This window comes from Nitrospira sp. (assembly GCA_016873435.1).
GTDB lineage: Bacteria > Nitrospirota > Nitrospiria > Nitrospirales > Nitrospiraceae > VGXF01.
In genome coordinates, this window is sequence record VGXF01000020.1 from 1 (window position 1) to 9,644 (window position 9,644).

Consider the following 9,644-nt stretch of genomic DNA (forward strand, 5'->3'; position numbering starts at 1 on the left):
GTCTTAACTTTCTTCGGCAGTTCGCCCTTCGCCGGCTTCGGCACAAGCACAACCTCGATCCGATGTTCCACCAGCACGTCCGCGAACCCTTTCGTTCGCCCGATCCCTGCCTTGATATTTATCCATCCCGCCGCCCGCAACTGCTCGATCTTGGCCTTCAGCGACTGCGCGCCCATCGGCAGGTTGACCACAAGCCCGCGCGGGAAGTTATTTTTCTCCAGCCACGCACGAGGATTGCCCTCAACACTCCCCGGCAACGATCGGTCATCTGGCGACCACGACACATAAATGACGTTGTAGAAAAACCGCGCCAGCCGCGTCAGTTCATCCGCCGAATCCAACACAGCGGAGGCATCCTCTTGCCGAACCACTGACGTCAGCTCAACGAGAAGAATCGGCCGGCGGCGCTCCCACGCCCCCACCGTCGCCTGCGCATCTGAGGCAACGACACCAAAATCCGGCAGCAGCCTCACTGTTATATCGTGATTTCCCCGCGTCCGTGGCGTGTACGCCAGATAGGCTCGGCCATCTTCCCCCGTTCTGCCTGTTGCCGCTTGCCTCCCCTCGATAATCAACTCGAGCGGGTAACCAGCTAATCCCTGGCGCTCTGCGGTTGTTCCCCGGCGGGTAAGATTTGCTTCAATCCGGGACGGCTGCCCCGGCATGGTAAGTACGTCGCGAACGGACAGCTGTCCGTCTATTGGCGAAGCCGCATATGAAACTGTACTGATCAGACAACTGCTGACGACGAGCAACGCGTGGGCCGGCCGCTTCACTATCCTACCTACATTAATCCATGTCCACGCTTGGCGATCGAAAAGGCATCGAATCCGGAGAAGATTGCGAAACTGAGGTAAAATAGTTCGGCTGGAGGCCAGATGGTGCGGGAGACAACGAGTAAGATCATGCCGATTGTGAGGAACGGGTAGCCTCTCTTTTCCCCCAGATACAGATGCCCAAGGCCCGCCAGCATTGAAAGCGACGCTGCACGAACCCCGTGCCAAGTTTTCTCACCCGCGTCCATTGGCTAGAGCGCTTTCAGCGCTGAGAGGACTTCCTGTGCATGCCCCTCCACGGTCACCTTGCGGAAGGCCATCGCAACAACACCCGTCTTATTAATGACAAAGGTGCTGCGCTCGATACCCCAGTATTTTTTGCCGTACATCGATTTTTGCTTGTAGACGCCGTAGGCCTTAGCAATCTTTGCGTCCCTATCGCAGAGCAGAGTGAACGGCAGGCTGTACTTGGCGATAAACTTTTGGTGAGCCGCCTCGTCGTCCAGACTCACGCCGAGGACCACCGCGCCAGTTTTCTTGATGGCCGTGTCGTGGTCGCGGAAGTCGCAGGCTTCTTTCGTGCAGCCCGGCGTGTCGTCCTTAGGATAGAAATACAGGACGATCGGCTTGCCCTTAAGATCCTTGAGGCGAATCGTCGTGCCATGTTGATCCGGCAGCGAAAACGCCGGCGCTTTCTTCCCCGCTTCAACCGCTGCAGCCACTACCGCGGCCCCCCTCCGAAGCCTGGACGTGAGTTGGCGTAGGGATGCTCTTTATCTTTTTTGGGGATGTTCGCATCAGGCGTGCTGTAGGGGCTCAGCGCGGGCGAATCCCAGATCACTTTATTTCCCGGCGACAGATTCGCGGCCTGGACGAACTGCTCTCGTGCGACATCCGTATCGCCCAGCTTGAAGAGCGCCAGGCCAAGATTGTAGTGCGCTTCGCCCAGATTGGGTGCGGCGGACACCGCTTGCAGGAAAAACGTTTTGGCGCCATCATAATCGCCGGCGTAGAAGGCCTGTGTCCCCTGTGTCGTGGCCTGCCGCGCGGTCTGCGCCGCGTTTACCGGCAGCGGCAGCGGTTCGCGTACCTTTGGCTTCGGCTTGCTTGCGCAGGCGGATAGCAGCAGGGCCGCGCTGAGCACGGCCAACACTCCGATCCGAAACGGTGTACGATGAGTCATGATATTACCTGCTCCTAGTGTTTCCGTTTGCGGCTCTCATCCTCAAACGTAGTGCGGTAGAGCACGTCCCACTCCTGGCTGCCCTCCAAAATCGGACGCGAATAGGACGCTAGCTTGGCGCGGACTGCGCGGTCAATCTCCGCCTCCGCAGCTAGCTCGGCGGCCAGCACACGCTTGATCTCGCGCAGCGCCTGCGCCTCGTCGCCTGTCAGCTTGACCGCCATGCTTTTTTTCACGGCGCCCAGGATCACGTGCGACAAATGACTGACCTTGTCTTCGCTCAGCACCATACGCGCCTCATAGCACGATCCCGCGGTCCTTGGCCAGTTGCTTCTTCACCATGAGAAACATTTTCTGGTAGTCCACCTTCCCCTTCTCGATTTCGGCCTCATACTTTTGCATAAGAATACGGACTTCGGCGTTAAGCTTCTCCTCCACCATCAATTCGCCCGTGATGGCATGCTGTAGCGTATCCTCAAACGCCTTCTGTGAGCCGGTAAGCTGCACTAGGTGCTCCTGCGTAAGCCGCTGCGCGAGCGACTGCGCCATGTGTGCCACTCGTTCCTTGGAGAGTTTCATATCCGCTCGACTCTGATGCGCGTCGACCCCATCGCCTGCCGCAGCGCCGTGGCATCGCCCATAATACGGCCGATCACATTGACTCGGTCGGCCGGCACAGGATCGGCCCCCATGCTCATGGGCGTCCGCCCAAAAAATAGGGCCAACACCCCGCCCGCGCCCCAAAAGGCCACATCGCCGACTTTGACCTGCGTAGTAGCCGTCTCCCGGTGGTCCTTCACGCCAGGAATCGCGAAGTAAAATTCCTCGCCCCACATGTTGACAGGCGCCTCGACCGGCAGCGCAGCATAGACGCCGTCCGCGGTCTTGTTCGACTTGAGTTCGGCCTCAAGCTTGACCGAACCGATGGAAATACGAATACGTCGAGGCTGTTGATCCGGCATGATGCTGCTGCGCTATCCCGGGGAAAATACGACCGGAATCTAACGTGTTTCCGACATGAAATCAAGGCTGCCCCCCACGCAGCGGTGCACTTCTGCTACAATCGCACCGGACGGAGCCCGGACAACCCATGCTGGAATCCACCTTCATTTTTCTCGCTGGAGTCGGCGAGTTCACTGAACGCCGCTTGTGGGAACACGGTGTCCTATCGTGGGACGCCTTTCTCGAAGCCGGCGAGGTGCCCGGCATCTCCTGCTCGCGCAAATCGCTTTATGACCGGGATGTGGCGCAGGCCCGCGACCGGTTCGCGCAACGTGACGCACGACACTTCGCCCGCTGCCTGAAACCACGGGATCAGTGGCGGCTGTTCGAGGCCTTCCGCGCGCGCACGGTGTTTCTCGACATCGAAACCACCGGCACCGCGCCTGACGAGGGCGACGTCACGATGGTCGGTCTCTACGGCGGCGGCCGGATGACCACCCTGATCCGCAACGAGTCGCTGACCGGGCAGCGGCTGATGGAGGAATTGGAGCGCTACGATCTGATCGTGACCTTCTTCGGCAGCGGCTTCGATTTGCCCTTTCTTAAGGCCAAGTATCCCCGCTTGCCGCTTGACCAGCCGCATTTCGATCTCTGCTTCGCTGCGCGTCGGCTGGGCTACACGGGTGGGCTCAAACACATTGAAGCCACACTAGGCATCGCACGGCACGCATCCGTACAGGGCATGGACGGCTGGGAGGCCGTCCGCTTGTGGCACCAGTGGCAGGCCGGTGACGAGCAGGCGCTGGCAAAACTCATCACATATAACGCCGCTGACACAAAAAACCTTCAGCCGCTTGCTGAGCATTTGTATGGGGCAATGGTTGCGCGCTACGGTCCTTCTGGGGCACGCTGAGACGTTGACAAGTCACACGACCGCGCGTAGCGTGGGCGAGCAATGCCGTTGACTCAATGCATGCGGCTACGCGCACTGTGTGTGCTGGTCGCCGCGCTATGCTGGAGCCCGCTCCCCACTAAAGCCGGCTCCAATCCTGCCACGGCGCAGGAGCCCCTGCCCCGCCTCGTCAAGGCTAACGCGGACTGGCCCAGCGCCACGCTTTCACCAGATATGTCCCCCGGTGCCGATGTCACCGGCTCCTCGATCGACGGGCGGACGCACGTCGGCGGGCCAGCTGTCGAACATGAAATGATGAACCAGTTTGATGCCGTCGGAGAACTCGCACTCCCCCTGCCAGAAGTGCAACTGTGGCAGCAGGACGACGGGGCCTGGTTACACATGGAGCTGGACTACCGGCGCCACCTCAGCACCGGCCCCACCCAGATGCGCATGACGCTCCCCCTGCACAAGACCGGCGTGCTACAACAACCCCGCGACCGCGGGGTGCAGCCCCTGTGGTACGAGTCCCTTCGGACCGGAGCGGTGCCGAAAACCGTCACGACCGGCGGCGCCTCGGCGCAGAACGTATCCGGCACGGGCGAGCGGCCTGATCTTAGCGGCGCGTGGACGATTGAGGAAGACGACAAGGCCTACACAGCCACGCTCGACAAAGCCGGTAACGGCACCTACACGCACAAAGGCGGCCGAATAAAAACCACGGGCGTTGCCAACCGTCTCTGGCAGGGCACTTGGGAGCAGGCGGAAAATGACCGCGAAGGCGGATTTGAAGTTTTGCTCGCGGAGGACGGCAAAAGCGCAAAGGGGATATGGTGGTATTCCCGCGTCGGCACTCACATAAACATTCCACCTAAAGAGCACGGCGGCACATATCGCTGGACACGCGTGCTCCCAATCCAAACACATTAACGCAGCCGGCTAGCTGATCGAGAGGAACGATGCCTCGTATATTGCTCGCGCCAGGTCTTGCACTCCTGCTGGTCGGAACGGCCCTGGCCGACGGCGGCCACCAGCACCATGCGGCCCCGGCCGTGCCGACACTGAAAAACCAGGTGGCAACGCGGGTCTCTGTGACGGAGGATGCCGTGACCATCACCTTCGGCCCAGTGGATCTGCCCTCCCCCCACGAGGGCGAACTGGCGGCCAGTCTGCCAAAGCACATCTTCCAGTTGCCGGAGGACAAGTACCTGACCGGCTACAAAGCGGAAGTGTTCACGGCCGAGGGCCAGCAACTGCCACAGAACTTCCTGCACCATATTCTGATGCTGGACAACGACAAACCAAGCGTCTCCTGCGACGGTGAGCCGCTGTTCTTCGCGGGGGCCGGCCTAGAGATGACCGAGGCCAAATTCCCCGATGGCTACGCGGTGAAGCTCGACAAGACCCATCACCTCATGTCCGTCGTTGCCTTCTACCACAAGGCCCCGCCGACTAAGAACGTGATGGCTCGCTTCACACTATATACGGCTAAACCGGGCGCGAAGGTGAAGGAGATGGAGGTCTATCAGGTGGGCGTGAACATCGTCTGCTACAGCCAGTTCGCTCAGCGCGGGCCTGACCAAACGGATGAGGGCATCGCAGTGAAGCCCGGCGTAACGGTCCTGTCGGCACCGCTGAAGTTCACCCTGGACGGCTGTGTGAAGTTTGTCTACCCCCATGGGCACGACGAAGTCCTGCTGATCACGCTCGACAACAAGACGCAAAACCGGACGCTGCTGCGCACGGTCCCAGACGTGGCAATGGACGGAACCTTCTTGTCCTTCCTGCCCCACCAGGTCTACAAGAGCGGGCAGGGCTTCCCCGTGACGCGGCAGGACGACTACGAGATGACGATGGTGTACCATCACCCATTGCACAAGGCGAACGTGCAGCATGGCATGGGCAATTACCTGCTATACATGACGCCAGGCGGCTGCCCGTTGGACGCGTCCTGAAAAGTCTAATCTGGGTGTGAGCGCGCTCCGTTGTCACAGATCCGCTATTGCAGGGACGCGAACGCTGGACGATACTATAGCGCTGCACCCGCTGGGGATGCACTGCCTCTGACCGCTAGTGCGTTTTCCTCGCCTCACTAATCATCTCTGCCGCCGTTTCTCGCACGGCCTTCGTGACGGCCAGACCACCCAGCATCCGGGCCACTTCTTCTTTGCGTCCAGCTGCATCCAGGCAGCGGACGCGCGTGACCGTCCGTTTTTTCTCCGAGACTTTCTCCACCACATAGTGCACGTCCGCCTGTGACGCGATCTGCGGCAGGTGTGTGATGCAAAACACTTGATGATATTTCGCCAGCGCATGCAGCCGTTTGCCCATGACAGCCGCCACTGCCCCTCCGACGCCAGCATCCACTTCGTCAAAAATTAGGGTCGGTACCCCATCGGTGTCCACCAACACCGTCTTCATCGCTAGCATGACGCGGGACAGTTCCCCGCCGGATGCCACACGGGCCAACGGTTGCGGTGGCTCGCCTTCATTGGCTGAAAACCGGTATTCCACGCGGTCGCGGCCGGATGGGCCAAAGCCGGCCTCGGTCCGATCCGTCTCGACAAGAATCTGAAAACGAGTGCGGTCCATCCGAAGTCCGGCCAGTTCCTCCATCACCCGCGACTCCAGCGCTTTGCCAGCCTTGGCGCGCTCACGCGAGAGACGGTCAGCCAGTTTTTCCGCCTGCGTTCTGGTTTCGACCGCTCTGCGCTCCATTTCAACCAGCTGCGTATCACCGGACTCCAGCAGATCGATTTCGCGCTGCACCTCGTCCCGCTTGGCCAGCAGCGCCGCCTCGGTCCCGCCGTATTTGCGCTTTAATTTCAGCAGCCGGTCCAGTCGTTCCTCCATCTGGACTAGCCGGGCCGGATCCTGCTCCAACCCCTCGTGGTACGCACGCAGGTGCTGCGCCAGCTCCTTGAGATGCGTAACGGCGCCGTCGCACAGCGCCATCCACTCCCCAGCGGACGGATCGATGGATGCGAGTTCGCGCAGCTGACCCCTCACCTGACCAAGCGACCCCAGCAGCGAGGCGTCATCGCCATACAGCGCGCCATAGGCACCTTGGGATAATTCGCTGAGCCGCTGCGAATGGGCCAGCCGGTTGCGGTCGGCCTGCAACGCCTCCTCCTCCCCTGGTTTGAGATTAGCCTCCTGCAATTCACGGTGCTGGAACCGCAGCAGCTCCTCGCGCTGCGCGCGCTCAGCCAAGCGTGCCCGCAGCAACTCACAATCCTGTTGTTGCGCGCGCCATTCGTGGTAGGCCTGTGTATAGGGCTGCCGGATGTCCTGCGCGTGGGCGAAGGCATCCAGCGCGTACAATTGGGAGTGGGCGGAAAGCAGCGATTGCTGCTCGTGCTGGCCGTGAATGTCAATAAGGGTTCCGGCAAGGCTTTGGAGTGTCTTGAGCGGTGTCAGACTGCCGTTGAGATAAAGCTTATGCCGACCGGTCCGCGAGAGGACCCGTCGGACAATTACTTCCGTCTCACCCTCACCTAGCAGCCCCGCTTCGCGCAACCGGAACCCCAGCGGATTGTCAGCGGGAACCGTGAAGGCTGCCTCCAGAACGGCTTCCTCCTCCCCCGCGCGGATAAACCCCTCGTCCGCGCGGCCGCCGACCAGCAGCGTGAGGGCATCGACGATGATGGATTTCCCGGCGCCGGTTTCGCCGGTCAGAACATGGAGCCCGTGCGCACACTCGAGGCTGAGCTGGTCGATGATTGCGAACTTGGCGATGCGCAGCTCAGTGAGCATGCAGGAAGTGTGACGTATGAATGATGCAGGCGAACCGCGAGCGAAAAAATGGGGGGCCTTCCCCCGACGTTCATCCTTCAGACGGCCCCGGGGATACTGTTCCGGTCAGGCCGTCTTGGACACCTGGGCCAGCAACGAATCGAGCACCCCTTTAAACTTCTGCTTGGGCAGGGCCCCGACCAGCCGGTCAACCGGCTGCCCGTTTTTGAAGATCAGGATGGTCGGGATGCTCATCACCTGATACTTGCCGGCAATCTCGGGATTTTCATCCGTATTGAGTTTTGCGACTGTAACCTTGCCGGCGTACTCGACCGCCAGCTCGTCGATGATCGGCGCAATCATCTGGCAGGGCCCGCACCAAACTGCCCAGAAATCCACGAGCACCAGCCCCGGTGACTGCATCACCGTGGCATCCCAGCTCGCTTCGTCCACCTTCAACGCATGTCCCACAGGCCTGCCTCCTTCAACTCAGTTGCACTCACACTCACCGGCGGCATCGTACACGACGGTCTTTTTGACTGTCAACAACGGCGCCACACGCGCAGTGCCCCATGCGTCAGCTCCATGCCAGAGGGACGCCCGCTCACCCGGCCCGCGGCGGCACCACACGCCAGGGCACTTGCGGTCCCCACCATCTAGTCGTGGCTACTTTGTCCAGCCGCGGCCGCCATGGCGGCCGGTACATCGGCCGGCCGACGCTCTTAGCAATGATCTCAGTGGCTCTGCGCTCAGATGGCCGGCAGTGGTCAGTGCAATTAGAGCGTGCCCCGCCAGATGCACATCCGCCTGCTCAACTTGGACCCACGGCTTGACTGCAACCAGATAATCCAGAGAGCCATTGAGCACATGATCGCGATAGGTCAGGGGCACATCGCTCTGGGACGCCAGCAACTTGGCGACTCCTGCTGCTAGGCCTCAATCACTTGCCGGGAATCTGCAGTCGCGCGACCATACTTGTGCGCCTCCCTGCTGGAATTGCCCCTGCGCACATCGGCAGGTGACACGGGCGGTTGTTCGCAAGCTAGCTCTCACACCAGCAGTCCTGCTGACCACGCACAATACTGGTGCCTGTCTCAGGGGCGTGGAGCTCCCCCCGGTGCATCAGCCGGGTACGGAGCCAGTGGCCGGCCATAGGGACCGCCGGGTGTCGCCCACGGCAGCCCTCGTTCACCGATAAGTAATGGACTGAGAATGGATTTCACCACAGCGGTGCCGAAATTTTCTGTCCACCCGATGCCAGTCAAACTGATCATGAAATTATACGACTCCCGATCTGGGAATCTGAGGTAATAGAAGCCTGCGGACCAGCATTTACACGGATTCTGATAGAGAGCCACCACGTCCGTTTCCGGACTGTTGGTTTTCTTGCTGGGGATCAGCATGCTCGATGTATTGGTGGTACTTGCAGTGTACAAAAAGTCATAATAGATTTTTGTCCCGACAGTCCAGCCATGCGGCAACCGCACGGCGGCAGTGAACGTCGTAAACAGCAACTCCGGCGAAGGCGTGAAGACCTCATTGAACGAAATGGGATTCCAGATGTCGCCACGCCGTACACGGTTGCCCGCGTGCGTATACCGCTGCCCAATTTCAACATACCACTGATTCGACTGCTGGACTCGTAGATCCGCGTTGATCTGACTTACCCCCCCCGTGTAGGGATTGACAAAGGCGTCGATGGTCAGCGTGTTGCTCACCGGCGGCAGCACGCTGCGCTGCTGTTGCCCCGGGAGGGTCACGGGCGGGGGCGCTGGATCGCCAATGACCGCGCGGAGCCAAAGGTCAGAAAACTTCTTGCCCTGCACGGCGGTCATGGCTGGCTGAGTCGCCTGCGTGTTACTGGTGAACTGGGAACTGCCCGGGAAGGTGAACCGGCGCGCCTGCGTCTGCACGGCTCCAAGCCGATAACTCTGCGCGAGCGTCAGATTTAACCAGTTCCGCGTCATGCCGCGCGCATCCTGCCCCAATAGCCGGTTTTGCATCGAGTACGTCACGAGATTTTTTTTGCCGAGATCATCCACGTCATCGACTTGAACGATTTTAGATTGATCCGTTGGCGGGACATACTCATACACGATCTTCGGTTCGATCGTAT

Annotated in this window: 11 protein-coding genes; 3 read left to right on the forward strand and 8 right to left on the reverse strand. The window is 60.4% G+C overall.

Going from position 1 to position 9,644, the window contains the following annotated elements; translation table 11 throughout:
• The 6 genes from FJ248_08350 to FJ248_08375 all read right to left on the reverse strand — a co-directional run.
• A partial coding sequence (locus FJ248_08350) for a hypothetical protein (protein ID MBM4120889.1) occupies nt 1-473 on the reverse strand: 473 nt, incomplete at its 3' end.
• 554 nt (nt 474-1,027) lie between these two features.
• Nucleotides 1,028-1,498: a thioredoxin-dependent thiol peroxidase gene (locus tag FJ248_08355; GenBank protein MBM4120890.1), complete on the reverse strand. Its 471-nt coding sequence runs from the start codon at nt 1,496-1,498 to the stop codon at nt 1,028-1,030.
• Nucleotides 1,498-1,959, reverse strand: coding sequence for a tetratricopeptide repeat protein (locus FJ248_08360; protein ID MBM4120891.1), 462 nt, complete (start codon nt 1,957-1,959; stop codon nt 1,498-1,500). The genes FJ248_08355 and FJ248_08360 overlap by 1 nt, the downstream gene beginning before the upstream one ends.
• Nucleotides 1,960-1,973: 14 nt before the next feature.
• Nucleotides 1,974-2,249, reverse strand: a complete 276-nt coding sequence (locus FJ248_08365) for a DUF507 family protein (protein ID MBM4120892.1) — start codon at nt 2,247-2,249, stop codon at nt 1,974-1,976.
• A 7-nt stretch (nt 2,250-2,256) separates the two neighbouring features.
• Nucleotides 2,257-2,538 carry a DUF507 family protein gene (locus FJ248_08370; GenBank protein MBM4120893.1) on the reverse strand — a complete coding sequence of 94 codons (282 nt, stop codon included), beginning with the start codon at nt 2,536-2,538 and terminating at the stop codon, nt 2,257-2,259.
• Nucleotides 2,535-2,921, reverse strand: a complete 387-nt coding sequence (locus FJ248_08375; protein ID MBM4120894.1) for a hypothetical protein — start codon at nt 2,919-2,921, stop codon at nt 2,535-2,537. The genes FJ248_08370 and FJ248_08375 overlap by 4 nt, the downstream gene beginning before the upstream one ends.
• A gap of 128 nt (nt 2,922-3,049) precedes the next feature.
• Here FJ248_08375 and FJ248_08380 point away from each other — a divergent pair, with 128 nt between their 5' ends.
• Genes FJ248_08380 through FJ248_08390 form a run of 3 tightly spaced genes read left to right on the forward strand, consistent with a single transcriptional unit; the run spans nt 3,050 to nt 5,748 of the window.
• The gene (locus FJ248_08380; protein MBM4120895.1) at nt 3,050-3,814 is read left to right on the forward strand and encodes an exonuclease; all 765 of its coding nucleotides are present in this window, start codon (nt 3,050-3,052) and stop codon (nt 3,812-3,814) included.
• A 60-nt stretch (nt 3,815-3,874) separates the two neighbouring features.
• Nucleotides 3,875-4,723 carry a hypothetical protein gene (locus tag FJ248_08385; GenBank protein MBM4120896.1) on the forward strand — a complete coding sequence of 283 codons (849 nt, stop codon included), beginning with the start codon at nt 3,875-3,877 and terminating at the stop codon, nt 4,721-4,723.
• Nucleotides 4,724-4,752: 29 nt separating this feature from the next.
• A complete protein-coding gene (locus FJ248_08390; GenBank protein ID MBM4120897.1) occupies nt 4,753-5,748 on the forward strand; it encodes a hypothetical protein in 996 nt (331 codons plus the stop codon).
• Nucleotides 5,749-5,863: 115 nt separating this feature from the next.
• Here the strand turns inward: FJ248_08390 and recN are convergent, their stop codons facing one another.
• Entirely contained in the window at nt 5,864-7,549 is a 1,686-nt protein-coding gene (gene recN / locus FJ248_08395; GenBank protein MBM4120898.1) for a DNA repair protein RecN, read from the reverse strand.
• A gap of 105 nt (nt 7,550-7,654) precedes the next feature.
• Nucleotides 7,655-7,999, reverse strand: coding sequence for a thioredoxin (trxA, locus tag FJ248_08400; GenBank protein ID MBM4120899.1), 345 nt, complete (start codon nt 7,997-7,999; stop codon nt 7,655-7,657).
• Nucleotides 8,000-9,644: the final 1,645 nt, after the last annotated feature.